Consider the following 25713-nt stretch of genomic DNA (forward strand, 5'->3'; position numbering starts at 1 on the left):
AAATTTCGCTTTCGCGACTGCTGCAGGAACCATTACCAGGAGGACATCCATGAAAGTCATCGGAATCAACGGCAGCCCCAGGAAACAATGGAACACGGCGCAGGTGCTGCAAAAGGCTTTGGACGGGGCGGCGGCCCAAGGGGCGGAGACGGAGCTGATCCACCTCTACGACATCGACTTCAAGGGCTGCACCAGCTGCTTCGCCTGTAAGCTCAAGGGGGGCAAGAGCTACGGAACGTGCGCCATGCGGGACGGTCTGACGCCTGTTCTGGACAAGATCGCCCAGGCCGACGGGCTGGTGCTCGGGTCGCCGGTCTACTTCGGCAGGGCGAGCGGGGAAATGTGTTCCTTCCTGGAACGACTCCTGTTCCAGTACTTCGTCTACGCCCAGCCGCCCGAGTCGCTGTTCGAGCGAAAGCTCCGCACCGCCTTCATCTACACCATGAACGTGCCGGAAGCTGTCATGCAGCAGGTCAACTACGCGGTGCACATGGGGGGCAACGAAGCCTTCCTGCGCCGGATCTTCGGCGAGTGCGAAACCCTCTGCTGCAACGAGACGCTCCAGTTCGACGACTACGACAAGTACGTTTTCAGCTACTTCGATCCGCAACAGCGCCGCGAAAGGCACAGCGTGCTGTTCCCGGAGAACTGCCAGAAGGCTTTCGAGCTTGGCCAGCGGCTGGTCTCGGCGTAGTCCTCCAGAAGCGCTTGCACCTACACCCCAAAAGGCGCCTGCATCTATGATGCAGGCGCCTTTTCTTTTGCCGTCAGCTCATAGGACTTTTAGCAGCTGCGACTTCTTCAAGTTTCGTTGCCTCGGCACCGATATAGACTGCATTACCTTTGAACCGGGAGGGTGAAGTATGCCTATTGTGACTTGGGACGGAAGTCTTGCGGTTGGACACGAGATGATTGACCAACACCATGAACACCTGGTGGAACTACTCAACAGGACCTATGACGAGTTCTGTGACAGGAAATCCAGGCATAACCTGGAAGCTGTGCTGGATGAGCTGATCGATTACGCCACGTACCACTTCGCACAGGAAGAAGTGCTCATGGGCCAGATTGATTTTCCTGCCACAGAAGAGCATCTGGGGGAACATGCTTTTTTCATCCGGAGGATCGACGAGATCCAGAAGGAGTTCCTGTCCGGGACCGGCGCCATCTCCCTGGAAATCATCACCTTCCTCAAGGACTGGCTCGTGAACCACATCTCGCAGAAAGATACTCAGCTGGGTGACTATGCCAATGCGCACCAGGGTAAACCGGTGATCATCGACCTCGGTTGATCTACTAGACTCGCCTCATCTTTCATGACTCCCCCGTCAAGCCGCCCCGGTCAAACCAGGGGCGGCTGCGCACAAATTGCTTTAAGTTCCCGATGATATTTCCGATACGCTGTGACTAGCGGCAGGTATGGAAAAGACTCATCGCACGTGGGATTTGTCGCAACAAAAGTGGCCAGAATGGTCACTGGTACGGGTAGAAGCCATGCGGAAACTGATCGGCCGTTTGCCGATTCGAAAAAAACTGATGCTGATCCTGCTGATCGCCAGCGGCTTCACGCTGGTGCTCGTCTCGCTCACCTTCGTGGTGGGCACCTTCGTCCTTTCCCGCATCGGGATGCATCAAGAACTCTCCACTCTCGCCTCCATCGTTGGACATAACAGCTCTGCTGCGCTCGCCTTCGGTGACAACAAGGACGCCCAGCGCACGCTGCAATTCCTGGAAAACAAGAAGTACATCCTCGAGGCCTACGTCCTGTCCGAAGACTGGCAACCCTTCGCCTCCTACCAGGCACCGGGTGTCGCGCCGCATGCGAAAACCGCCAAGGCACTGGCCCTGGAAGCGGCAGGAGGGGACATGTGGGACGTGGATGGCGACATGGTGGTCAGTTCCAAGATCCTCCTGGAGGGGCAGCAGTTGGGGACCGTGGTGATCCGCGCCGACTACCGCGAGGTCAACTCCAAGCTGATCTGGGTACTGTCGGGCGCCTTGCTGTCCATGCTGGGGAGCCTGTTTTGCTCCTACCTTGTATCCCTGAGGCTGCAGGGAGTGATCTCCGCACCCATCGTGCAGTTGGCCCACACCATGGAGGCGGTGTCCCGGGACCAGGACTACTCGGTCCGGGTGCAAAAAGGCAGCGATGACGAGCTGGGGGCCCTGATGCTCGGTTTCAACGGGATGCTGGAGCAGATCCAGGCCCGCGACGACGAACTGGCCAGCTACCGCGACAAGTTGGAACAAAAGGTGGCACAGCGCACCCAGGAGCTGGAGCTGACGGTGGCCGAACTGCAGCGGGCCATGGAGGCCGCGCAAACGGCAAGCCGCGCCAAGAGCCAGTTCCTCGCCAACATGAGCCACGAGATCCGCACCCCCATGAACGGGATGCTGGGCATGACGGAACTGCTCATGGCCACCAGGCTGGACGAGCAGCAAAATCGTTTCGTTTCATCGGTGCGCCGCTCCGGTGAGGCGCTGCTCAGCATCATCAACGACATCCTCGATTTTTCCAAGATCGAGGCCGGCAAGCTGGAACTCGAGGAGACCGCGTTCAACCTGCAGGACACGGTGGCCGACGTGGTCGAGCTCCTGGCCGAAACTGCGCACCGCAAGGGGCTCGAGATCGTCGCGCTGGTGGAAAGCGACGTCCCCCCGGTGCTGGTGGGGGACCAGGTGCGGGTACACCAGATCCTGATGAACCTGGTGGGCAACGCGGTGAAGTTTACCGAGCGGGGCGAGGTGGTGATCCGGGGCACACTCGTGGAAGAGCGCGGCGAGGAGGTCGTGGTACGGATCGAGGTGGCCGACACCGGTATCGGCATCTCCCCCGAGGTAAAGGAGCGCATCTTCGAGGGGTTCTCCCAGGCCGACAACTCGACCACCCGCAAATACGGCGGCACCGGCCTGGGGCTCACCATCGCCCGGCAGCTGGTCGAGCTCATGGGAGGGGAGATCGGCCTGGAGAGCAAACTCGGCGTAGGCTCGACCTTCCGCTTCACCCTCAAGCTGCGCCGCGATGCCTCGCAACGCAGCACCGTCCCCGACCGAAGTACCCTCGCCGGCTACCGTGCCTTCATCGTCGACGACAACTCGACCAACCTCAGCATCATCCACCACGAGTTGCACGCCTGGGGGATCAACGCCGACATGGCGGACAACGGGGCGACCGCGCTGGAACTGATGCGGCGGGCGGCCCGGGAGGCGACGCCGTACGATTTCGCCATACTGGACATGCAAATGCCGGGGATGAACGGCATCGACGTGGCCAGGGCCATCAAAGCGGACCCGGCACTGGCCTCGACCAAGCTCCTCATGGTGACCTCGGTCGGTCAGTACGGCGACGAGAGCGAGGCCATCAAGGCCGGCATCGCGTGCTACCTTAGCAAGCCGGTGCGCCAGTCCCGGCTCTACAATGCCATCATGGACCTGCTGGGGGTGGGTATGACTCGTGCGGCACAACCGCAGGTCGACGCGGAACAGGGCCCGGCGCCAGTACTCTCGGCGAGCGTGCTGCTGGTGGAGGACAACCCGGTGAACCAGGACGTGGCGACCGCCATGCTGGAGGCGTCGGGCTGCCGGGTCAGCGTGGCCAACAACGGCGCGGAAGCGCTGGAAGCCGTGGCGCGGCGCGATTTCGACCTCATTTTCATGGACTGCCAGATGCCGATCATGGACGGTTACGCCGCCACCCGCGCCATCCGGGAACAGGAGAAGAACGCGCCGCAGGACAAACGCCGCACCATCATCGCGCTAACCGCCCACGCCATGCGCGGCGACCGCGAGCAGTGCTTTGCCGCCGGAATGGACGACTACCTGACCAAGCCCTTCACCCAGGCGCAGATGGTCGCCTTGCTGCAGCGCTGGATCACGCCGCAGGCTCGCAGCGACAAGGAACCGTCCCCACCGCGTCAGGACGGACAGGCCACGGGCAACGCGGCAGCCGATGACGGCTCCGGCACCATCGACCCGTCCCTGCTGGACGAGATCCGCGCGCTGCAGGCCCCGGGCAAGCCCGACCTGCTGGCCAAGGTTGTCGGCTCCTTCCTGAAGTCGAGCCCGCTGTTGCTGGCGTCGATGCGCGAGGGGCTGGCCGGCGGAAACCCGCTGGTGGTACGCCAGGCCGCGCACACCCTCAAATCAAGCAGCGCCTCCCTGGGCTGCCTGGGGCTCTCCGACACCTGCCGGCTGCTGGAACTGCTGACCGTTGAGGGGACGCTGGAGGGAGCCGAACCGCTGTTGCGGCAGATCGAGGCGCAGCACCGCAAGGCGGTGGAGTACCTCGCGGCAGTACCGGGCTGCGGGGATACCACATGGGGGAGATGACAGGGAAAATGGATTCATACGTAAGCGACGAGGAGAACGAACTGCGTCCCGAGCTGGTGCTGGTCGTCGACGACGACGAGATGATGCGCGACCTGGCCGTGGCGGCCCTGGAGCAGGCCGGCTTCTTCGTAGCCACCGCGGAGAACGGGGTGGTGGCGCTGCAGCGGTTCCGGCAGTTGCAGCCCGACATCGTCCTGCTCGACGTGATGATGCCGGAGATGGACGGTTTCGCTACCTGCCGCGCCCTGCGCGAGCTCGCCGCCGGCGGCGACGTGCCGGTCCTCATGATGACCGGCCTCGACGACACAAGGGCCATCGAGCAGGCCTACCACGCCGGGGCCACCGATTTCGTCACCAAGCCGATTCACTGGGCCATCCTGCGGCACCGGGTCCGCTACATGCTCCGCTCCAGCAAGGCCATGCGCGACCTCCGGGTGAGCGAGGCACGCCTGAGCAACGCGCATCGCATCGCCCACATGGGGAGCTGGGAGTGGGACGTCCTCAACGACAAGTTCTACTGGTCCCAGGAGATCGCCAACATCTTCGCCGTCGACGCGGCAGCATTCGACTCCTCCTACTCCGCCTTCATCAGCACCATCCACCCGCTGGACAAGGAACTAGTCAACAAGGCCTTTGAGGACGCCTGCGCCTTGCAGCGGCCGATCAGCCTGGACCACCAGATCGTGCTCCCGCGCGGCGACGAGCGCTACTGCCACACCGAGGGGGAGGTCGGCACCGACGAGAGCGGGCGCGTGGTCTATATCTCCGGCACCATCCAGGACATCACCGAACGAAAGCATATTGAGGAGCAGGTGCGCTCCCTTGCCTACTACGACAGCATCACCGGCCTTCCCAACCGGGTCCTTTTCGGCGAACTGCTGGAGCGCGCCCTCACTTTCGCGCGCCGTTACCGCAAGAAGGTGGCGGTGCTGTTCCTGGACCTGGACCGGTTCAAAGAGATCAACGACACCCTGGGGCACGCGGTGGGGGACAACCTGCTCCGGGAAGTGTCGGAGCGCCTCAAGCACTGCATCCGCGGCTATGACTCGGTTTGGCAGGGGATCGGGGCGACGGAGGGCACGCCGGTGGCCCGGCTGGGAGGGGACGAGTTCACCGTCATCATGGAGGACATCCAGGACAGCAACGGGGTGATCGCCGCTTCGCAACGCATCCTGCAGCTCTTGTCGGACCCCTTCCTCCTGGACGAGGGCGAGATCTGCATTTCCGCCAGCATCGGCATCAGCATCTACCCCGATGACGGCGAGGACGCCATGACCTTGGTGCGCAATGCCGACACCGCCATGTACCACGCCAAGCGGGAGGGGCGCAACAACGCCCAGTTCTTCATGCAGGCCCTGAACGACGCCGCCTGCGAAAGGTTGCAGCTCGAGCGGCAGCTCAGGAAAGCGCTGGCCAACGAGGAGTTCGTGCTCTTCTACCAGCCGCAGATCGATGCCGTCAGCGGTACCATCGTGGGGCTGGAGGCGCTGATCCGCTGGCAGAGCCCGGAACTTGGCTTCGTCCCCCCGGCGAGTTTCATACCCTTTGCCGAGGAGAGCGGGCAGATCACGCTGATCGACGAATGGGTGGTGCATGCCGCATGCCGCCAGGTGGCCGGCTGGCTGGCCCAGGGGATCGCCCCCCCCAGGGTGGCGATCAACCTCTCCGGCTGCCATTTCCTCAAGAAGAGCCTGGTGGAGATGGTGGCCGAGTGCCTGCAGAACTGCACCCTGGAGGGGCGTCACCTCGAGGTAGAACTGACCGAGGGGGTGATCATGCGCGACGTGGAGCAGGCGACCGCCACGCTGGCCGAGTTGAAGCGCATGGGGGTGACCGTCTCCATCGACGACTTCGGCACCGGCTACTCCTCGCTGAGCTACCTCCGGCGCTTCCCGATCGACACCCTGAAGATCGACCGCTCCTTCATCACCGGCGTAACCAAGGACCCCGACGGCGCGGCCATCACCACCGCCATCATCTCCATGGCCACCAGCATGAGGCTGGAGATCGTCGCCGAAGGGGTCGAGACCGCCGAACAGATGAACTTCCTCCTGGAGCACGGCTGCACCGTAATGCAGGGGTACCTTTTCTGCCGCCCGGTCCCCCCGGAGGAGATCACCCGCCTGCTGGTGGAGGGGCTTGCCATGCCGCAGCGACTTGACGCCGCCGCGCCAGCGAAAGAAAGGTAGCGTATGGCCACGGTAACCCTGGAAGAGGTGAGCCCGGACCTGCAGGTGATGCTCGTTACCGGGAAACTGGAACACGCGGAACTGATGGCGCTCATCGCCGAGTACGGCCCTAAAATCCGACGGCACCTGGTCTGGGACCTGAACCAGGCCGACCTCGGCTCTCTTTCCGGGGACGAGTTCCACATGGTGGCGGCCCTGCTGCTGAAAAGCCTCACCAACCGTGTGCCAGGCGGGAAAACAGCCCTGGTTGCGACCAAGGACCTCACCTACGGCATGTCGCAGATGTACGGCACCATCGCCTCGCTCAGTCAACTACCGTTCAGCTACGCCGTCTTCCGAAGCATGGAGGAGGCGATGGAGTGGATCGCGGCATAGTTGCAATCTGCTGAAAATGTCTTACCCTTTCCCGAGAATTCAACCTGCGCAGGAGGAACTATGCCTAAAGTTACTTTCAAGGGAAACCCGGTGACACTGGTGGGGCCTGAACTGAAGGTGGGAGACGCCGCTCCCAATTTCGCCGTGGTAGACAACTCTCTCAACCAGGTGACCCTGGCCAACTATGAGGGAAAAGTGAAGATCATCAGCGCCGTTCCTTCACTGGACACGCCGGTCTGTGACACGGAGACGAGGCGCTTCAACCAGGAAGCTGCGGGGCTCCCCGGCAACGTGGTGGTCCTGACCGTCAGCGCCGACCTCCCCTTCGCCCAGAAGAGGTGGTGCGGGGCCGCCGGCATCGACAAGGTGGTCACCCTCTCCGACTACCGCGACCGTTCCTTCGCCCTGGCCTACGGGGTGCTGATCGAGGAACTGAAACTGCTGGCCCGCGCCATCTTCGTCATCGACCAGAAGAACGTGATCCGCTACATCCACTTCGTCCCGGAGGTGACCCAAGAGCCGGACTACGCTGCGGTGCTGGCGGCGGCGAAGGAACTGGGATAGCCCGGACACCGGTATAAATGCCGAAGGCGCCCGCAGCTGAAGCCGCGGGCGCCTTTTTTTGCTATCGCGCCGCGCCGGTTATCGTCCTGATTTTACTGGACGCGGTGCACAGGTTGATAGTAAAAGGATTGTCATGGAAACCCGAACCATCCCCACCACCTTGCAGATCAGCTACGTGCTGGCGGTGCTCGCCGTGATCACGGTGCTGCACTTCCACCTGCTGCCGGCGGTTTTCGCCGGGCTGGCGGTGTACGCGCTCACGGCGAAGCTGGCGCTCAAGCTCCCGGTACGCTGGGGGACGCTGACCCAGAAGGTGGCGCTGGCTGGTATCATCCTGTTCGTGATCGGCTTGGTATCGGGGATCTGCCTGGGGCTATGGTCCTTTATGCGCGGGCACCACGGCATGTCCAACCTGCTCGACACCGCGGCGGAGACGCTCGACAACCTGAAGCGGAACCTGCCGGCGGACCTGACCGCGCTGCTGCCGGACACGGTAGACGAGCTGCGCGAGCAGATCGTCACCATGCTGCGCGAGCACGGCAAGAACATCTCCTCGGTGGGGATCTCGGGGGTGAAGACCTTCGCCCACCTGGTCTTGGGCATGGTGGTGGGGAGCCTCGCGGTCCTGCACCGCTTCAACAGGGAGGAAGGGTTCCCCCCCCTGGCCGGCCACCTGCACGACCGGCTCCTGAACCTGGCCAGCGCCTTCGACAAAGTGGTCTTCGCCCAGGTGAAGATCTCGCTGTTGAACACCGCCCTCACCGCGCTGTACCTGGCGGTGATCCTCCCCCTGTGCGGGGTGTACCTTCCCATGGTGACGCTTTTGATCCTGCTCACCTTCATCGCCGGCCTCCTTCCGGTGGTGGGGAACCTTATTTCCAATTTCACCATCGTGCTGATCAGCCTCGGGGTCTCCCCCATGGTCGGCGTCGCCTCTTTGGCCTTCCTGGTGCTGATCCACAAGCTGGAGTACTTCACCAACGCCCGCATCGTCGGCAGCGAGGTCAAGGCAAGCGTCTGGGAGCTACTCACTGCCATGCTGGTCATGGAAGCGATCTTCGGCGTGGCCGGCTTGGTCGCCGCCCCCGTGGTCTACGCCTGGCTCAAGGCCGAACTGAAGGCATACCGGCTGGTGTGAGCCTCCCCTTGGCCAAAGGGACCGCCCGTAGTATCATTTCCGGCATGGTCGCCAAGCTCCCCGCAAAAAATAACCCCGTTCCATGCTCCGTCCCCCGCGTCGGCGCGTCGCGTCGCCGCACCCTCCCCGGCATATCAACCCTGCACCGTTTCCCGCTCCTCTTGTCGCGCCTGGCCTGCGCCCTGCTCCTGGTCGCGCTCTGGGTCGCCGGCCCGTGCTCCCCGGCCGAGGCCGCCCCGACCGCCACCCTGTACTTCTTCTGGGGCGAGGGATGCCCGCACTGCGCCGAGGCGAAGCCCTGCCTGGATGAGCTGCGGCGCCGCTACCCCGGCCTCAGGGTGGAGGCAACGGAGGTGCTGAAACACCGGGAGAACATACCGCTTCTCATGCGGATGGCCAAGGAGCGGGGACGGGAGGCGACCGGGGTACCGGTCTTCATCATCGGGGCGCACTACTTCAGCGGGTTCTCGGAAGGGACTTCGGCGCAGCTGGAAGAGGCGGTCAAGGAGGCGCTGCAGCAGCCGGCCCGCCCTCCCCTGCCCCAAGCAGCCGCGCCCGGGGTGGCGCCGCTTACCGTACCGGGGGTGGGCAAGATCGACCCGCGGCGCTCCCTCACCGCCTTCACCCTGGTGCTCGCCTCTCTGGACAGCTTCAACCCCTGCGCCTTCTTCGTCCTCTTCTTCCTGTTGAGCCTTCTGATCCACGCCCGCTCGCGGCGTCGCATGCTGCTCATCGGCGGGGTCTTCGTCTTCGTCTCGGGGCTTTTGTACTTCCTGTTCCTGGCCGCCTGGCTGAACCTGTTCCTGATCGCCGGGGCACTCCCCGCCGTCACCACGGCCGCGGGCATCCTGGCGCTCCTCATCGGCCTGGTCAACGTGAAGGATTTCTTCCTGTTCCGGCGCGGCGTGACCCTCGGCATACCGGAAGGGAAAAAGCCCGAGCTTTTCGCCCGGATGCGACGGCTTCTGAAGACGGACTCCCTGCCATCGCTTCTGGCCGGGACCGGCGTGCTCGCCGTTGCCGCCAACAGCTACGAACTCTTGTGCACCGCCGGCTTCCCCATGGTCTTTACCCGCGCCCTGACCCTGCACGGGCTCACCGCGGCGGGGTACTACTTCTACCTCGCCCTGTACTGTCTGGTCTACGTGGTGCCGCTGACGCTGATCGTGGCGCTCTTTACCGCGACACTCGGGGGGAGCAAGCTGAGTGAATGGCAGGGGCGGGTGCTGAAGCTTGTTTCGGGGCTGATGATGCTGGGGCTTGGCGGGATGCTGCTGGTGAGGCCGGCGCTGTTGAGCAACCCGGCCGTCTCGGGTCTGCTCCTCGTGGCGACCCTGGCGCTCGCCGGTGCGCTCGCCATGTGCTGGCGGCGGGTGCACGCGGGAGGGGACGGCGGCGGGAGGACTACTCCGCGGCGAAGGAGCCGGTAAGGGCCGACTTGATCTTCTCCCCCAGGCTCGCCATGTCGAAGGGCTTCTGGATGAAGTTGACCCGGCTGTGGTCCACCCCTTTGTCCAAGAGCGTCTCCGGGGCATAGCCGGACATGTAGATGATCTTCAGGTCCGGGCGCAGGGCGAGGATGGTTTCCACCGCGTCCTTGCCGCTCGCCCCCGGCAGCATCACGTCCGAGAGCACCAGGTCGATACTGTGTTCCGCCCGGCACAGCTCCAGCGCCTGGGTTGAATTCTCGGCCAGGAGCACGCGGTATCCCATGTGCTCCAGCATCTTCAACGTCATCTTCCCCACGATCTCGTCGTCCTCGACCACCAGCACCGTACCGGTCGCCTGCCCCACCGGCACCGCCTTAAGCTCCTGGACCCGCTCCTGGAAGCGCGGCAGGTAGACCCTGAAGGTGGTGCCCACCCCGCGCTCGCTCTCCACGGTCACAAAGCCCCCGTTCTGGGTCACCATGCCGTAGACGCTGGCAAGGCCAAGCCCGCTCCCCTGCCCCACCTCCCGCGTCGTAAAGAAGGGTTCGAAGACCCGCCGGCAGGTCTCGCGGTCCATGCCGTGCCCGGAATCGGAGATGGCGATCTCCAGGTATTCGCCGGGCACCGCGTCTATGTTGGTGCTGCAGACCTCTTCTCCTACCGAGATGTTTTTGGTGCCGATGACCAAGTCCCCGCCGTGCGGCATGGCAGCGCCTGCGTTACTGACGATGTTGGCAACGATCTCTTCCAGCTGGGCCGGATCTATGCGCACCGGCCACGACTCCCGGCACAGCTTCAGCGCGATCCTGGCCCCGCTCCCGGCAAGGGTTGACACCTTGCGTGCAAGTTCTGCCAGCGCCTCGTTCGCGTCGATGGTTTTCGGGGAAATGAGCTGCTGCCGCGAGAAGCACAGGAGCTGCGCCGTGAGGTCGCGGGAACGCTGCGCCGCCTTGCAGATCTCGTGCAGATTCTCGGCGATGCGCTGGTGACCGTGGTACTCCATCGCCAACATCTCCGCGTAGCCGATGATGACTGACAGCATGTTGTTGAACTCGTGCGCCACCCCTCCCGCCAGGCGTCCCACCGATTCCATCTTGATGGCCTGCCTGAGTTTGTCCTCCAGAAGCTTCTGCTTGGTGATCTCGTTGATGATCATGCCGCAATAGCCCGGCTTGGGACGGAACAGCCAGACCTGGCACCACTTGCCGTTGAAGAAGTAGCGCTCCAGGAACAGCGGCGTCCCCTCGCGGGCCAGCCGCCCCAGGCTTTCCAGCTGGGAAGGCTCGAACTCAGGGAGCAGCTCCAGCATGGTGCGCCCCACCAGGTCCTCCTCGCAGTGGCCGGTGAAGGCCTCGAAAGCGGGGTTGACCTCGACGAAGCTGAAGTCGGCAGGGGTCCCCATCGGCCCCAGCAGCATCTTCAAGAGGGCGAAGCCGTTGCCCATGTTCTCGAACAGCAGCCGGTACTTGTCCTCGCTCTCCTTCAGGTTGCGATAGACCGTTCGGGCCGAGACGATAGCCATGGCGCAGACGTTGGCGGCGCTGACCGCAAGGTTCAGGTACCTTTGCAGGTGCTGGGGCATAGCGAAGTAGCCGGCCCAGAGCCACCCTACCAAGCCGTTGTGGTCCAGGCGCACCATGAAACCTGCGCCCTGCGCCGTTATCTCGAAGCTCCCTCCTACCCTACCGGCGAGTTGGCGCAAGGTGACGTCCTTGGTAAGCACCTCGCCGTGACGGTAGAGCGGTCCGCCGTTGCCCGGGATGAAAGCAACCTCCCTGGCCCCGAACAGCATTGCGAATACGGAGAGCAGCTCCTCGACCACCCGTTGCTCACCGCTGCTACTGGACAGCCTGGAGAGCAGATCGAGCAAAAGCGCGTAATCGGAGGCCGGCGCGACGCCGTCGTCCCCTTCCCCCGTCTCCTGCAGTTCCAGTTCGTCGTGCGCCCTTTGCAACTGCAGCGCGAGAAGTTCCAGTCCGACCGGTACCGACTCAACCGGCCGCTGCACGAAGGCGCCGAACTCCGCCAGGGTAGTGAGGCTTCCCGGCAAGCTCCCGGTATCGACCAGGGTGATCCTGGCACAGCTCTCGGCGAAGAATTCGGCCCCGGTAATCTCGTCAAACCCCCAGCCCTCGACGAAAGAGCGCCAGCGGCTAAGCCAACCCGGGGTGACCAGGTAGCCCCCGGCGGCGGTGAGCCTGTCGAAAGCGTAGTCGCCGCAGATCAGGGCGGCGCAGTGCCGCTTTTTCAGCAGCTGGATCCGGCGCAGGTCGTCGGGGGGGGCTCCCAGGTGTCCCAGGCATTCGCCCCCCACCACGATCGCCGGTGAGCCGCCGCACAGGCGACGCAGATCGTCCCAGGAAATCGGGGGACGGCCGCAGCACCCGGCGAAGGTGGTGCACTTCGCCCCCTGCAGGCATCCGCCAGCCAGGGCGCTATTCACCTCCTCCCCGAGGGCCTCGCAGCAGTAGATACGCGTGGTGGCCATGGTCACCCCCTCCCGCCGGCGAGCGGATAGCGCCCGTATTCCCGCACCGCCTGCCCGATAAGGCCGAGGGTCGTTTCGGGCACCTGCCACGGGATCTCGCCATGCTGATCCGAGAGGACGAAGCCACCGCCGGAGGCCCCGGCATCAATTGCCCCCTGCACCGCCGCGACGGTGGCGGCCTCGTCCCAGCTGCGCATCTGGACGCCGTTGAGGTTGCCCAGTACCGCCAGGCGCCCGCGGCAGGCCGCCTTCACCGCCGCAAGGTCCTCTTCCCCCCCAACGCCGACCATCTTGGTGCCGGTGTCAACCAGGTCGTCCACGACCTGCAGGCAGGGCCCCGACGCCAGGTGAGTGGCGGTCGGCCCCGCCATGGCGGCTATGGCCTTTTGTGCCACCGGACGGCCGAAGCGGCGATACAGGGTGGGGTCGATCATCTTGGCAGAGGCGAGCGGGTCGAAATAGCAAATGGCGTGGGCTCCGGCGGCAAGCTGGGCGTTGCCCCATGCCGCGCAGAAGGCGCCGTTGATCTCCATGAGCCGGTGCATGAGGTCGGGACGGTCGAAGATGAGGTCGAGATAGTGGTCGAAGCCGAGCTGCATCACCGGCAGCGAGAAGGGAGACATGACCACGCCGATGATGGGGACGCTGTCGCCGACCGCCTGCCTCAGGGCGCGCTGCGCTTCCAGTACCCGCGTGAGCCCCGGCACGTCCGCTATCCGCGGCGGGGTGAGCGAGGCAATGGTGTCGGCCTTGAGCGGCGGCGGACCCGCGTTGGGAGGGCCGTCCTCCCTGAAGATGGTGCTTCCCCCCCAGGCCTCCGCTTCCAGCGAGGCGTGGAAGAATGCGTAGATGCAGTCGTGCCCGTAGCGCTTGAGCATGCGCAACTGCCCCTGCACCACGTGTTCGGCTTTGGCAAAGTACTCCTCGATGGTGAGCCCGAGTTCGCGGGCGCCGTGCAGGGAAAGGAGCAGGAACAGGGGCACCCGGTCCGGCTCCCGGTGCGACAAGGTGGTGAGGACGCGCTCCATGCTGGTCATGACTCCCCCTCCCTGAGCTGCGCCAGTGCGGGCAGCACCTGTGACGCCGTGTCGCAGCTCAGGTCCGCCCCCACCTCACGGTGCAGCGCCGGGTCGAGGCGGAAGGGGGCACCTCCCACCACGATGCTGCACGTTATCCCGAGCCGGTCCAGGGCTTCACGCACCTCGCGCACCTTGAGGGCGGAGGGGAGCATCAATGCCGAGATCAACAGCACCCGCACCCCGTCCCGCTGCACGCGCCGGACCAACTCCTGCACATCCACCGTGCCGTAATCGAGGTACGGGATGCCGGCCCCCTTGAGCACGAACCCCACCAGGCGCTTGCCCAGCAGGTGGTAGTCCTCGAGCACCGCCAGCGCCACCCGCCGGCGTTCCTGCACCGACCCGGAACGCCCGCCGAGCACCTCTTCCATGAACTCCTCGCACAGGCGTCCGCTCATGTAGACGTGGGAGAGGGAAAGATCGCCGCGGTCCCACTTTTCGCCGATGACAGTCAGGGCCGGAGCGATCACCTGTTCGCAGAAGTTCAAAGGGGAGAGGCCGGAATCGGCATGGATGCGCTGTATGGCCAGCCGGTCCATCCCAACCAGGGCGGATTCCAGCAGCAGCACGGGGGAACCTTCACGATAATCGGCAGCGTTACCGGAATAGCAGGAGGTGACCATGTATCTCTCCAGATAGCAACTTGTTGCACGGAAAACGACAAGCAGATCCAGTCAATACAGCTTAAACATCAGGGGAATCGAAGAAGACACTTCGGTTAGGACTAAAACTTACACCTCCTTCGGATATTAGTCCACTGCAATGTTCACCTTTTTGACAGCCATGGAGCTCTTTTGACTATTTTTTGGATTCTTTGTGACTGTAATCACTCTCGCTGTGTCAGTCTTCGCGGCAGCCTCCCTGCCGGCCAAAGCCCGGCATTGACTGGAGCGCCCAAACAATTATCATACTCTAATTATTCATCGGAGGTGATAGCCATGGGCGCATTTGACATTGTGGTCGTGGGAGCGGGAATTTCCGGGTCGACACTGGCGGAACGTTACGCCGCCCGGGGTGCACGGGTGCTGGTGCTGGAGAAGCGGCACCATATCGGCGGCAACTGCTACGACAGTTTCGACGACCACGGCATCCTGGTCTCCAACTATGGCGCCCACCTGTTCCATACCGAGTACGAGGACGTGTGGCGCTACGTGAACCGCTTCTCCCAGTGGTACCCCTACCAGCACCGCGTGCTGGCCCGGGTGGACGGCAAGCTGGTGCCGATCCCCGTCAACATCACCACGGTCAATTCCGTGTTCGGGCTCACCATGCAATGCGAAGCCGAGATGCAGCGCTTCCTGGACCGGGTCCAGGTGAAGCACCCCGCCCCCGCAAACGGAGAGGACGCGGCTCTGGCGCGGGTGGGGCACGTCCTGTACGAGAAGATGTTCAAGCACTACACCAAGAAGCAGTGGAACAAGTATCCGCACGAACTGGACGCCTCGGTGCTGCAGAGGATCCCCATCCGCACCAACTTCGACGACCGCTACTTCAGCGACCGCTACCAGGCGCTACCCCTGGAGGGGTACACGAAACTCTTCGAGAAGATGCTCGCCCACCCCAACATCGAGGTGCGCCTGAACACCGACTACTTCGACGTCAGGGACAGCGCCGAGGTGCGCGGCTGCCGCAAGCTCTTCTACGCCGGCCCCATCGACCGCTTCTTCGACTACCGGCATTCGCGGCGCCAGAAGCTGCAGTGGCGCTCCATCCGCTTCGAGTGGATCACCCTGGACCAGGAGTACTTCCAGGAGAACTCGGTGATCAACTACCCCGACCCCGTCGACGGCGACTTCACCCGCATCGTCGAGTACAAGCACTTCACCCGCCAGAAGCACCACAAGACCACCATCTCCCGCGAGTACACCACCGACGAGGGGGAACCGTACTACCCGGTCCCCAACCCCGAGAACGAGGCCATCTACCGGCGCTACCAGGAGGAGGCTGACCGGCTGGCCAACGTTCACTTCGTCGGGCGCCTGGCCAACTACAAGTACTTCAACATGGACCAGGCCTTCAAGAACGCCCTCGACCTGTTCCACGGCCTGGAGGGGGCCGACGCCGACTTGTTGTAAATCGCGGTTGCCCTGCTAGTCTTTGCGGATGAATTTTTTTTAATCCTTCATCGAGGCATGGCGCATGGAATATCCCCGCCCCCAACTGCAGCGCCCGGAATGGCTCTCCCTGGACGGCCCCTGGCGCTTCACCTACGACGACGCCGGGCGCTACGGCATCCCGTCCGACATCGAGTCCTGGCCGCTCACCATCGAGGTCCCCTTCGCCCCGGAAGCCAACGCCTCCGGCATCGGGGACACCGGTTTCCACAAGGTCTGCTGGTACCAGCGCGACTTCGAGTTGCGCCCCGAACCGGGCAAGAAGGTGCTGCTGCACTTCGGCGCCGTCGACTACCTGGCCCACGTCTGGGTCAACGATATGCTGGTGGCCAGGCACCGTGGCGGCTTTACCCCCTTCAGCGCCGACATCGGCCACGTGCTCTCCGCCAACGGCATCCAGCGGGTCACGGTGCGGGTGGAGGACGACCCCGAAGACCTGGAAAAGCCGCGCGGCAAGCAGGATTGGCGCCCAGAGCCCCATGCCATCTGGTACTACCGCACCACCGGCATCTGGCAGACGGTCTGGCTGGAGCAGGTGCCTGAGACCTACGTCAGGAGGATCCGCTGGTCGCCGCACCTGGAACGCTGGGAGATCGGATTTGAGGCCTTCATCCTGGGGCCCATCGCCGACGAACTCGAGGTGCAGGTGCGCCTCTCCAGCGACGGCGACCTCCTGGTCGAGGACCGCTACCGGGTGATCCGCGGCGAGGTGCACCGCAGGATAGCCCTCTCCGACCCCGGCATCGACGACTTCCGAAATGACCTGCTCTGGTCCCCCGAGCACCCGCGCCTGATCGATGCGGAGGTGAAGCTCATGCAGGGGGGCGAGGTGATTGACAGCATCACCTCCTACACGGCGCTTCGCTCCGCGAAGGTGCACCGGGACCGCTTCCTCCTGAACGGCCGGCTCTACCCCCTGAAGCTGGTGCTGGACCAGGGGTACTGGCCCGATACCCTGATGACGCCCCCCTCCTCCGAGGCGGCCCGGCGCGACGTGGAGCTCGCCAAGGCGATGGGGTTCAACGGGGTGAGAAAACACCAGAAGCTCGAGGACCCGCGCTACCTGTACTGGGCGGACCGGCTCGGCCTCGTCGTCTGGGCCGAGATGCCATCGGCCTTCCGCTTCACCAACCGCGCCGTGAAGCGCCTGATGCGGGAGTGGACCGAGGCAATAGAGCGCGACTACAGCCACCCTTGCGTCATCGTCTGGGTCCCTTTCAACGAATCATGGGGGGTCCCCGACCTCACCGCCACCCAGGCCCACCGCGATGCGGTGCACGCCTTCTACCACCTCACCAAGACGCTCGACCCGGAGCGCCCCGTGATCGGCAACGACGGCTGGGAAAGCTCGGCAACCGACATCATTGGCATCCACGACTACGACAACAACCCGGACACGCTCCGGGCGCGCTACGGCCCGCAGGTGAAGCCGGACGAGCTCTTCGACCGGCGCCGCCCCGGGGGACGCATCCTCACCCTGGACGGCTACCCGCACCGGGGCCAGCCCATCATCCTCACCGAGTTCGGCGGGGTCGCCTACGTGAACCCCGCGGACGAGTCGCACCGGGGCACCTGGGGCTACTTCAGGCACGACAACCTGGAGCAGTTCGAGAAACTGGTGCTCGCCCTGATCGACGTCGCCCGCGGCACCGCCATGTTCAGCGGCTTTTGCTACACCCAGTTCGCCGACACCTTCCAGGAAGCCAACGGCCTCCTCTACCCGGACCGGACCCCGAAGATCCCGCTGGAGAAAATCGCCCAGGCGGTACGGGGACAGGTCGAGGAGGGGGCGCTGCATTGGGAAAGCACCTAGCACAAATCCCCCGCACAGATACCCTCAGGCCCCGACGCCGAGGGAAAGGGACGACGACATGCTCTACAGGGAAGAGATGAAGAAGCCCGACGGACGCAGCCTCACCCTCTACGGCCGCACCCCGATCCGGGTCGAGGGGGAGGCCCCCTGCCCGAACCGCGAGCCTTTGCAGGCCAACCCGCACCTGCGCTGGCACCCCCTGCGGGGGGAATGGGTCGCCTATGCGAGCTACCGCCAGGGGCGCACCTTCATGCCCCCCCCCGAGTTCAACCCGCTTGCCCCCACCCGCGACCCGGAGAACCCGACCGAGCTCCCCCAGGGGGAGTACCAGGTGGCGGTGTTCGACAACCGCTTCCCTTCGCTGGCCCAGGCCGCCCACGACCCGCCGCGGGAGGCGGTGAAGACCGCACCGGCCCGGGGCAAGTGCGAGGTGGTGGTCTTTACCAAGGACCCGATCGCCTCGCTCGCCTCGCTGCCCCTGGACCACATCGAGCTCCTCATGGAAGTCTGGGGGGACCGGGTGGCCGTGCTCGGCAGCGACAAGTGCATCAAGTACGTGCTCCCGTTCGAGAACAAGGGGGTCGAGGTTGGGGTGACCCTGCACCACCCGCACGGCCAGATTTACGCCTATCCCTTCGTCCCGCCGGCCCCGGCGCGCATGCAGACCGAGGAGCTGATGCACTACCGCGAGCGGGGGCGCCCGCTGCTCGAGGAACTGATCGAGGGGGAGGTGATCTCCGGAGAGCGCATCCTCTACGCAGGCGAACACGCCGTCTCCTTCGTCCCCCCCTGCGCCCGCTACCCCTACGAGGTGTGGGTGGCGCCGCGCCGGGCGGTCCCCGGGTTCGACCGGCTGGAGCCGGCGGTGCGGGCCGACCTGGCCCGGGCCCTGAAAACCACGCTCCTCAAATACGACGGACTGTGGCAGCGCCCTTTCCCCTACCTGATGGCGTGGTACGGCGCCCCCACCGACGGCAGGCACCACCCCGAGAGCCACCTGCACGCCGAGTTCTATCCCCCCTACCGCTCCAGCGACCGGCTCAAGTACCTGGCCGGCACCGAACTTGCCGCCGGCATGTTCGCCAACGACGCGCTCCCCGAGGAGAAGGCGCGTGAACTGAAAAATGTGGAGGTGCTGCTATGAACGACGCCATCCGCGCGGCCGAAGCGGCCGAAAAGGTACGGCTGATCCGGGAGTCGCTCTGCCCGGATATGGCGGTGCGCCTGAAAGGGGTCGACTGGTTCGCCTGGATCACGGCGGGCGGCTCTAACGAGGTGCTCCTCGCCGCGGAAACGGGGATTGCCCAGGTGGTGGTCACACCCGACGGGGCCTTCGTGGTGACTAACGAGATCGAGGCGCAGCGTCTGGTGGACGAACAGCTTCCGGACGGTTTCGAGCTCCGGGTCCTGCCGTGGGCTTACCCCTCGCAGGTAGACGTCGTTTTGCGCGAACTGGTTCACGGCCTGCCGGTCTGCTCCGACCGCCCCGAGGAAGGGGAGCATGAACTCCCCGCGCCGCTGGTGACCGCCAGGCGGGTGCTCACGCCGACCGAGGTGCAGCGCTACCGCTCGGTGGGGCTGCTCGCCGCGCAGGCGATGACCGAGGTGCTCACCCAGGCACAGCCACAGTGGAGCGAACGCCAGCTGGCGGGGGCGGGTGCCCGCGCCCTCTACGCGCGCGGTCTCGCCCCGGCGCTCATCCTGGCCGCCGGGGAGCGGCGCTGTCAGCTGTACCGGCACCCCCTGCCCGGCGACGACCAGCTCGGTCGTCATGCCATGCTGGTCTTCTGCGCCCGGGGCTTCGGCCTCTACGCCAACCTGACCCGCTTTGTCGCCTTTGCCCCCCTGGCCGAGAAGGAAAAGGAGCGGCACCGGCTGGTGCGCGAGATCGAAGCGCGTGCGCTCGCCCTGTCCCGCCCCGACGAGCAGTTGAACGAGATCTACCGGGAGCTTAACTACGCCTACGCGGGCTTCGGTTTCGGCGACGCAATTCGTGAGCACCACCAGGGGGGTACCACGGGGTACCTGTCGCGCGAGGTGATCGCAGGGCCGGAAAGCCAGGAGGTGCTGCAGGCGGGAATGGCGGTAGCCTGGAACCCGAGCCTGCCGGGCGCCAAGATCGAGGACACCTTCCTTATTACCGAGATCGGCCTTTTGAACCTCACCATCGACCCCGTCTGGCCCAGCGCACCGGTCGCCGGCCTGGAGAGGCCGCTGGTCTGGCAGGGGTAGAGAAGAGGACGCCATGGACGAGACCAGCTTCGAGAACACCTTCGGCTTTGCGGTACAGGCCGCGGCCAGCGCGCCCGGTCGAGTGAACCTCCTTGGCGAGCATACCGACTATAACGACGGCTTCGTCCTCCCTATTGCCATTCCGCTCGAGACCCGGGTGGAGGTGGCCAGAAGCTACGACGGCCTGAACCACTACTACGCCAGCGAACTGAGGGAGCGGGCCTGGTCCGAAGCCGGGGGCGCCGTGCCGAGCGGCTTCGCCGCCTACCTGCATGGCTGCCTCGCGCTGTTGCGCGTCTCCGGCTACCACTGCGACCCGGTCTGCGCCCGGGTCTCCTCGAAGGTCCCCATGGGGAGCGGGCTCTCCAGTTCCGCCGCCCTCGAGGTCGCCTTTTTGCGCGCCATGCGCACGCTGTTCGGCCTCGACCTGGACGACCTCTCCCTGGCCCTGATGGCGCAGCAGGCCGAGGTGCGCTACGCCGGGGTGAACTGCGGCATCATGGACCAGATGGCGTCGAGCCTGGCCGACACCACCCACATGCTCTTTCTCGACACCCGCTCGCTGGAGCGCAAGCTGGTGCCGCTGCCGCGCAACTCCGAGCTCCTGGTGCTCGATTCCGGTGTGCCGCGCCGGCTGGGCGAGAGCAGGTACAACCTGCGCCGGCAGGAGTGCGAGGAGGCGGCGCGGCTCCTGGGCCTTGCCTCGCTTCGGGACCTGGACAACCCCACCGAGCTGAGCCGCCTGCCGCGGGACCTGGCGCGCCGGGCCCGGCACGTGCTCAAGGAGAACGAGCGCGTGCTGCAGGCGCTGGTGGCGCCGCATGCGTGCCAGTTCGGCGAGCTGATGAACGAGTCGCACCGCAGTCTCAAGGAGGATTTCGATGTCTCCACCCCCGAGCTTGACCTCCTGGTCTCGCTGCTACAGCAGCAGGTCGAGGTCTTCGGCGCCCGCCTCACCGGTGCGGGGTTCGGCGGCGCCTGCGTGGCGCTGGTCCGGACAGGCACCGCCCGCGCCGTCGGCGAGCGGGTCCTGGCCCTGTACCAGGACCAGGACCAGGGACAGCAGGGCACCCTGCTGGTCCCGCAGTAAGGAGGGAGGACGTGACCGGCGCGCAGGGGAGGCGACTCTTTCCCGAGCTTTGGGGCGGGGTCGAGTGTACCCTGCACCGCGTCGGCGACAGCTTCCACAGCCAGATCGAGCTGAGCGGCCACCTGGGGCGCCCGGTCGACCTAGAGCTCTTCGCCACTCTCGGTATTACCGCGCTGCGCTACCCAGTGCTCTGGGAGATGGTAGCCCCCGACTCCCTGGACCGCCCCGACTGGAGCTTCAGTGATCAGCGGCTGCCGCTGTTACGCCGGCTCGGCATCGAGCCCATTGTCGGTTTCCTGCACCACGGCAGCGGCCCGCGCTATACCGACCTCACCGATCCCGCTTTCCCCGACCTCCTGGCCCGCTACGCCGGCATGGTCGCCGCCCGCTACCCCTGGCTCACCTCGTTCACCCCCGTCAACGAACCGCTCACCACCGCCCGTTTCAGCTGCCTCTACGGTCACTGGTACCCCCATGGCCGCGACGACCGCAGCTTCGTCAGGGCCATCATCACCCAGTGCCGGGGCATCGTGGAGGCGATGCGCGCGATCAGGCGGGTGATCCCGGGGGCGCGGCTGGTGATGACCGAGGACATGGGGAGAACCTCCTCCACCAGTGAGCTGGCATACCAGGCCAACTACGAGAACAGCCGCCGCTGGCTCAGCCTCGACCTTCTGGCCGGCCGGGTGGACCGGGACCACCCCCTGCGCCCGTGGCTCGCCGGAACCGGGGTAACCAAAGAGGATTTCGCCTACTTCCTTGGCTGCGAGATGACCCCGGACGTGATCGGGCTCAACTACTACCTCACCAGTGACCGTCACCTGGACGAGCGACTGGAGCGCTACCCCGGGCAGAGTCACGGCGGCAACCACCGGCACCGTTACGCGGACGTCGAGGCAGTGCGGGTCTGCCCGGAGGGGATCCTGGGGCACGAAGAGGTGCTGCGCGCGGCCTGGCTGCGCTACCACCGCGAGGTGGCCCTCACCGAGGTCCACGCCGGCGCCACCAGGGAGGACCAGCTACGCTGGTTCCACGAGGCGTGGCAGGCCGCGCTAAAGCTGTGCCGGGAGGGGGTCCCAGTGCGGGCGGTCACCTCGTGGGCGCTCTTGGGATCCTACGACTGGTGCGGGCTGCTCACCAGTATGGACGGCAGGTACGAGCCGGGCGTCTTCGACGTAAGCGGCTCCGCGCCCCGCCCCACTGCCCTCGCCACGGCACTGAAACAGGTTGCCCTCTTTGGCCGTGCTTTCCACCCCACACTCACCCGTCCCGGTTGGTGGCGCCGCCCAGAGCGGTTTCTCCCCGGTTGCCGCCCGATGCCCACTATCCCGGACCTGCCTCACCCCGCGACCGGAGGGGTAGTGGTCATCGGCAAGACCGGGACCCTGGGGCGTGCTTTCTCCCTGGTCTGCGCCAGCCGTTGCGTCCCCTGTCACCTGCTTTCCCGCGCCGAGCTCGATATCACCTCCCGAGGCTCGGTGGTCGCGGCGCTGGAACTGTTCGCCCCGTGGGCCGTCGTCAACGCAGCCGGCTTCGTGCGGGTCGACGAGGCTGAAGAGGACGCCGCCACCTGCTTCGAACAGAACGCCCTTGGCCCGGGAATTCTCGCTGAGGAATGCGCCCGCAGGGGGATCGCCCTGGTCACCTTCTCCTCCGACATGGTCTTCGACGGCAGCAAGGGAGCCCCCTACCACGAAAGCGACCCGGTTGCGCCCTTGAACGTTTACGGACGGAGCAAGGCCGAGGCGGAGCGCCGCGTACTCGCGCTCCATCCCGGGGCGCTGCTGATCCGCACCAGTGCCTTCTTCGGCCCCTGGGACCGGTACAACTTCGTCACCGAAACGCTGCGCCGGCTTGCCCTGGGGGAGACCGTCACCGCCGCCTCCGACCTGGTGGTCTCCCCCACCTACGTCCCCGACCTGGTGCACGCCTGCCTGGACCTCCTGGTGGACGCCGCCCGCGGCATCTGGCACGTCGCCAACGTCGGGGCCGTGACCTGGGCGGAACTGGCCACCAACTGCGCCACCATGGCGGGGTTCGATCCGGCCGCCGTAGTACCCCGCCCGGCCGCCACCCTGGGCCTGGCCGCCCCCCGTCCCCCCTTCTCCGCCCTCACCAGCGAGCGTTGGGGAGCGCTCCCCCCCCTCCAGGATGCCCTCACCCGCTACCTGCATGAGGCCGCCGCGGACATGCTGGCCCTCCAGTTGGAGCACGCCGGCAACGGCGGCACGAAAAAAGGCCCCTGAACGGGGCCTTCTTCTTTCCTGCTGCCTGGCTTGGGTCCGCTACCGGTGTGGTGGCCGCGTAGCCGCCAGCAGTTCCTCCATGGAGCGGACCGTGGCATCCCACGAGGTCCCCGCCACCACCTCCCGCATCGCCCGCACCATCTCCTGCTGCTTCGCCTCGGTCAACGCGAGGGCGCCTTCGCACCCGGCGATGAAACTCTCGATACCATCCCCGATGAAGACTATGTCGCCGTAGGGCTCGGCCACGTCCGTGATTGGTGTGCTTACCACAGGTTTTTCTGCCGCCATGTACTCCAATATCTTGGTGGGGCTGATGAAGCGGGTCGCTTCGTTCAGGGCGAAGGGGATCAGGCAGACATCCCAGCCGGCCAGGAAGCAAGGCAACTGGGCGTACTCCTGCTGGCCGTAGTAGCTGATGTTGTCGCGCCGGGGCAGGGTCTCGGGGGAGATCTTCAGCACCGGCCCCACCATGACGATCTGCCATTCCGGGTGCGACAAGGCCAGCGCGTACAGCAGGGGGAGGTTGAGCCGCTCGTCCAGGACCCCGAAGTAACCCAGACGCGGGCGCGGCAGGGGGCGCTGGCTTTCGTGCTCAATGTCGGGGTCGCAGGCGAGGCCGAAGTGGGCCGCATCGACGCTGCTCGGGAAACAGTAGACCCGCGCGTGGTGGCGCTGCTTGGCTCGGTATAGGCTGGGGCCGCCGGTGAAGACCAAGTCCGCCAGCTCCAGCAGCGCGCGCTCCCGCTGCGCCAACTCCTTTGGGGCATCGAGGAACCCGGAGAGTTCGTCCATGCAGTCGTACACCACCAGGCGGGGCTTGAGGGTGGCCGCGAGCGGCAGCGCCATCGGAGTGTAGAACCAGGCCACGTAACGCTCCAGCCGCTCCTCGTGCAGGAGTTCCTCGAGTAGCGGGGTCAGGCAGGAAATCTGTTCGTCGTCGTATCCCGGTCGCTCCACGGGGGTGTGCGGACGGCAAACCAGCACGCCAGGGGCCGGGTTGGTGCACTCCAGAAAAGGATCCGACTCCCTGTCCAGCACCGGTTCCTCGAAGAAGATGACGCGGCGGCGTTCCGCCATGCGCGCCAGCAGCTGCTGCGGACGCTGGTAGACGAAGCTCCAGCGCAGGTGGGAAAAAACGATGATCGCTTCGTGCATCCCCGCCTCCTGTCGACGGCTGCCGCGTCAGACTGGCTGCCGTGCGCTATGATACCGCCCTCAGGCAAGTTCCCCGCTTAAAATTAACAGTAGAGGATTTTAACATGAGCCAACGTGAAGGGAAGCTGCGTAACGCCAGTCGCGTAAAGTCCCACATAAAAACGGTGAATACTACTGCCTCACATTAAAGCTTTAGCTTTTCCTGCCGATGAAGATATCTGACCCATGCGTCTCCCCGCGCAATGCTGCGCCGGGGTAGGCACTACCGAAGCGGCGCCTGGCCAGGCGCGGAGGGAGAACTCATGAAACTTTTCGGCAACTCCTGTCAGTCGAAGGTGGACGAACAGGCGGTGGAAATCGCAAAGATGGCCCAGATGCTCGACAACGTCGACAACATCGTCATGCTCTGCGACACCAGCCACGAGAACAAGATCATCTACATGAACAAGCCTGCCCGCGCCCTGATGCAGCAGTTCCGCGGCCAGTTGAACGCGGGACTGCGCGGTGCCGACGTCGCCAACGCCGAGGGGAACAGCATCCACCAGTTCCACAAAGACCCGGCTCGTATTCGCGGCATCTTCGGTGAGCCGCGCGGCCGGATGCCCCACACCGCCGAGATCCCCATCGGCGAGGTAACCCTGCGCACCTCCACCTACCCCATCTGGGACAGCCGCGATCCTTCCAAGGTGCTCTATTACATGGCCTGCTGGAACGACATCACCGCCGAAAAGGCGGTCGCGCAGCACCAGCACGACGCCATCGAGCGCAAGGAGTACCTGGAGACGCGGGTGACCCAGATCGCCACCGCCATGGAGGAAATGAGCATGACGGTGAACGAGGTGGCACGCAACACGGTCAACGCCGCCGACTCCGCCGCCGAGGTGGCAGGCAACGCCCGCGAGGGACAGAGCGTGGTGAGCCAGGCCGTGAGCGAGATGCGCAAGGTGGCTGAGATCGTCAGGGATTCGGCGGAGATCGTCGGGAACTTGGGGGAAAAATCGGCGAAGATCGGGGAATTCGTTTCGGTCATCAATGATATCGCCGACCAGACCAACCTGCTGGCGCTGAACGCCGCCATCGAGGCTGCCCGGGCCGGCGAACAGGGACGCGGCTTCGCCGTGGTGGCCGACGAGGTGCGCCGCCTGGCGGATCGCACCGTCGCCTCCACCAAGGAAATCCGGCTCATGGTCGAGGAGATCCAGAAGGAAACCGCCTTGGCGGTGGAATCGATCGAGCGTGGCAAGAGCGAGGCCGAGGTGAGCGAGGCGCTCTCGCACCAGGTCGACAGCTCGCTCGTCAACATCGTCAACTCCATCGAGCAGATCGAACACGTCATCGGGCAGATCGCCACGGCGTCCGAGGAACAGGCCGCGACCTCGACCACCATAGCCGCGAACCTCGAGGAGATCGTGCGCGGCTAACGAATCCACCCCACCTCTCACCTCCTTGAGCCGGGGAGGGAAAGCCCCGC

19 protein-coding genes are annotated in these 25713 nt (G+C 65.2%); 15 read left to right on the forward strand and 4 right to left on the reverse strand.

Annotation, left to right across the window (positions count from 1 at the left end):
• Positions 1-49: 49 nt before the first annotated feature.
• From K7R21_RS14065 to K7R21_RS14100, 8 genes are all read left to right on the forward strand, one after another.
• Positions 50-694, forward strand: a complete 645-nt coding sequence (locus K7R21_RS14065) for a flavodoxin family protein (RefSeq protein ID WP_224983923.1) — start codon at positions 50-52, stop codon at positions 692-694.
• Positions 695-863: 169 nt separating this feature from the next.
• The gene (locus tag K7R21_RS14070; RefSeq protein ID WP_224983924.1) at positions 864-1292 is read left to right on the forward strand and encodes a bacteriohemerythrin; all 429 of its coding nucleotides are present in this window, start codon (positions 864-866) and stop codon (positions 1290-1292) included.
• 202 nt (positions 1293-1494) lie between these two features.
• Positions 1495-4329: a response regulator gene (locus tag K7R21_RS14075; protein WP_224983925.1), complete on the forward strand. Its 2835-nt coding sequence runs from the start codon at positions 1495-1497 to the stop codon at positions 4327-4329.
• Positions 4330-4337: 8 nt separating this feature from the next.
• Positions 4338-6518, forward strand: a complete 2181-nt coding sequence (locus K7R21_RS14080) for a putative bifunctional diguanylate cyclase/phosphodiesterase (RefSeq protein ID WP_224983926.1) — start codon at positions 4338-4340, stop codon at positions 6516-6518.
• A gap of 3 nt (positions 6519-6521) precedes the next feature.
• Entirely contained in the window at positions 6522-6893 is a 372-nt protein-coding gene (locus K7R21_RS14085; RefSeq protein ID WP_224983927.1) for a hypothetical protein, read from the forward strand.
• 60 nt (positions 6894-6953) lie between these two features.
• A complete protein-coding gene (gene tpx / locus K7R21_RS14090; RefSeq protein ID WP_199390705.1) occupies positions 6954-7457 on the forward strand; it encodes a thiol peroxidase in 504 nt (167 codons plus the stop codon).
• Between the two features lie 133 nt (positions 7458-7590).
• Positions 7591-8595, forward strand: a complete 1005-nt coding sequence (locus K7R21_RS14095; protein WP_224983928.1) for an AI-2E family transporter — start codon at positions 7591-7593, stop codon at positions 8593-8595.
• Between the two features lie 8 nt (positions 8596-8603).
• Complete coding sequence (locus K7R21_RS14100) at positions 8604-10025, forward strand: glutaredoxin family protein (RefSeq protein ID WP_224983929.1); 1422 nt, start codon at positions 8604-8606, stop codon at positions 10023-10025.
• Here K7R21_RS14100 and K7R21_RS14105 read toward each other — a convergent pair.
• Genes K7R21_RS14105 through K7R21_RS14115 form a run of 3 tightly spaced genes read right to left on the reverse strand, consistent with a single transcriptional unit; the run spans position 10000 to position 14215 of the window.
• Entirely contained in the window at positions 10000-12513 is a 2514-nt protein-coding gene (locus K7R21_RS14105) for an ATP-binding protein (protein WP_224983930.1), read from the reverse strand. The two genes, K7R21_RS14100 and K7R21_RS14105, sit on opposite strands and share 26 nt — an antisense overlap.
• 2 nt (positions 12514-12515) lie before the next feature.
• Positions 12516-13550: a uroporphyrinogen decarboxylase family protein gene (locus tag K7R21_RS14110; protein ID WP_224983931.1), complete on the reverse strand. Its 1035-nt coding sequence runs from the start codon at positions 13548-13550 to the stop codon at positions 12516-12518.
• A complete protein-coding gene (locus K7R21_RS14115; RefSeq protein ID WP_224983932.1) occupies positions 13547-14215 on the reverse strand; it encodes a cobalamin B12-binding domain-containing protein in 669 nt (222 codons plus the stop codon). The genes K7R21_RS14110 and K7R21_RS14115 overlap by 4 nt, the downstream gene beginning before the upstream one ends.
• A gap of 315 nt (positions 14216-14530) precedes the next feature.
• Between K7R21_RS14115 and glf the strand changes: the two genes are divergently transcribed.
• The 6 genes from glf (at position 14531) to K7R21_RS14145 (ending at position 23087) form a co-directional block, all read left to right on the forward strand.
• On the forward strand, positions 14531-15667 hold the full coding sequence (glf, locus tag K7R21_RS14120; protein ID WP_224983933.1) for a UDP-galactopyranose mutase: 1137 nt from the start codon (positions 14531-14533) through the stop codon (positions 15665-15667).
• A gap of 64 nt (positions 15668-15731) precedes the next feature.
• Positions 15732-17519: a glycoside hydrolase family 2 protein gene (locus K7R21_RS14125; protein ID WP_224983934.1), complete on the forward strand. Its 1788-nt coding sequence runs from the start codon at positions 15732-15734 to the stop codon at positions 17517-17519.
• Between the two features lie 58 nt (positions 17520-17577).
• Positions 17578-18663 (forward strand): galactose-1-phosphate uridylyltransferase, encoded by a 1086-nt coding sequence (galT, locus tag K7R21_RS14130; protein WP_224983935.1) that lies wholly within the window; start codon positions 17578-17580, stop codon positions 18661-18663.
• The gene (locus K7R21_RS14135) at positions 18660-19751 is read left to right on the forward strand and encodes a M24 family metallopeptidase (RefSeq protein ID WP_224983936.1); all 1092 of its coding nucleotides are present in this window, start codon (positions 18660-18662) and stop codon (positions 19749-19751) included. The genes galT and K7R21_RS14135 overlap by 4 nt, the downstream gene beginning before the upstream one ends.
• A gap of 13 nt (positions 19752-19764) precedes the next feature.
• The gene (gene galK, locus K7R21_RS14140) at positions 19765-20841 is read left to right on the forward strand and encodes a galactokinase (RefSeq protein WP_224983937.1); all 1077 of its coding nucleotides are present in this window, start codon (positions 19765-19767) and stop codon (positions 20839-20841) included.
• 11 nt (positions 20842-20852) lie between these two features.
• Entirely contained in the window at positions 20853-23087 is a 2235-nt protein-coding gene (locus tag K7R21_RS14145; RefSeq protein ID WP_224983938.1) for a family 1 glycosylhydrolase, read from the forward strand.
• A gap of 39 nt (positions 23088-23126) precedes the next feature.
• On the opposite strand, the gene K7R21_RS14150 is transcribed toward K7R21_RS14145, so the two are convergent.
• Positions 23127-24242, reverse strand: a complete 1116-nt coding sequence (locus tag K7R21_RS14150) for a glycosyltransferase (protein WP_224983939.1) — start codon at positions 24240-24242, stop codon at positions 23127-23129.
• Between the two features lie 302 nt (positions 24243-24544).
• Between K7R21_RS14150 and K7R21_RS14155 the strand changes: the two genes are divergently transcribed.
• A complete protein-coding gene (locus tag K7R21_RS14155; protein ID WP_224983940.1) occupies positions 24545-25663 on the forward strand; it encodes a methyl-accepting chemotaxis protein in 1119 nt (372 codons plus the stop codon).
• Positions 25664-25713: the final 50 nt, after the last annotated feature.

It is taken from the genome of Geomonas agri (genome assembly GCF_020179605.1).
GTDB classification, from domain to species: Bacteria; Desulfobacterota; Desulfuromonadia; order Geobacterales; family Geobacteraceae; genus Geomonas; species Geomonas agri.

What these genes read in the sequence shown, in the direction of transcription:
- K7R21_RS14155 (WP_224983940.1), top strand. Translation starts at nt 24,545, where the DNA reads ATGAAACTTTTCGGCAACTCCTGTCAGTCGAAGGTGGACGAACAGGCG.
- galK (WP_224983937.1), top strand. Translation starts at nt 19,765, where the DNA reads ATGGACGAGACCAGCTTCGAGAACACCTTCGGCTTTGCGGTACAGGCC.
- K7R21_RS14150 (WP_224983939.1), bottom strand. Translation starts at nt 24,242, where the DNA reads ATGCACGAAGCGATCATCGTTTTTTCCCACCTGCGCTGGAGCTTCGTC.
- K7R21_RS14065 (WP_224983923.1), top strand. Translation starts at nt 50, where the DNA reads ATGAAAGTCATCGGAATCAACGGCAGCCCCAGGAAACAATGGAACACG.
- K7R21_RS14075 (WP_224983925.1), top strand. Translation starts at nt 1,495, where the DNA reads ATGCGGAAACTGATCGGCCGTTTGCCGATTCGAAAAAAACTGATGCTG.
- glf (WP_224983933.1), top strand. Translation starts at nt 14,531, where the DNA reads ATGGGCGCATTTGACATTGTGGTCGTGGGAGCGGGAATTTCCGGGTCG.
- K7R21_RS14105 (WP_224983930.1), bottom strand. Translation starts at nt 12,513, where the DNA reads ATGGCCACCACGCGTATCTACTGCTGCGAGGCCCTCGGGGAGGAGGTG.
- K7R21_RS14070 (WP_224983924.1), top strand. Translation starts at nt 864, where the DNA reads ATGCCTATTGTGACTTGGGACGGAAGTCTTGCGGTTGGACACGAGATG.
- K7R21_RS14115 (WP_224983932.1), bottom strand. Translation starts at nt 14,215, where the DNA reads ATGGTCACCTCCTGCTATTCCGGTAACGCTGCCGATTATCGTGAAGGT.
- K7R21_RS14110 (WP_224983931.1), bottom strand. Translation starts at nt 13,550, where the DNA reads ATGACCAGCATGGAGCGCGTCCTCACCACCTTGTCGCACCGGGAGCCG.
- tpx (WP_199390705.1), top strand. Translation starts at nt 6,954, where the DNA reads ATGCCTAAAGTTACTTTCAAGGGAAACCCGGTGACACTGGTGGGGCCT.
- K7R21_RS14095 (WP_224983928.1), top strand. Translation starts at nt 7,591, where the DNA reads ATGGAAACCCGAACCATCCCCACCACCTTGCAGATCAGCTACGTGCTG.
- galT (WP_224983935.1), top strand. Translation starts at nt 17,578, where the DNA reads ATGCTCTACAGGGAAGAGATGAAGAAGCCCGACGGACGCAGCCTCACC.
- K7R21_RS14125 (WP_224983934.1), top strand. Translation starts at nt 15,732, where the DNA reads ATGGAATATCCCCGCCCCCAACTGCAGCGCCCGGAATGGCTCTCCCTG.
- K7R21_RS14080 (WP_224983926.1), top strand. Translation starts at nt 4,338, where the DNA reads ATGGATTCATACGTAAGCGACGAGGAGAACGAACTGCGTCCCGAGCTG.
- K7R21_RS14135 (WP_224983936.1), top strand. Translation starts at nt 18,660, where the DNA reads ATGAACGACGCCATCCGCGCGGCCGAAGCGGCCGAAAAGGTACGGCTG.
- K7R21_RS14085 (WP_224983927.1), top strand. Translation starts at nt 6,522, where the DNA reads ATGGCCACGGTAACCCTGGAAGAGGTGAGCCCGGACCTGCAGGTGATG.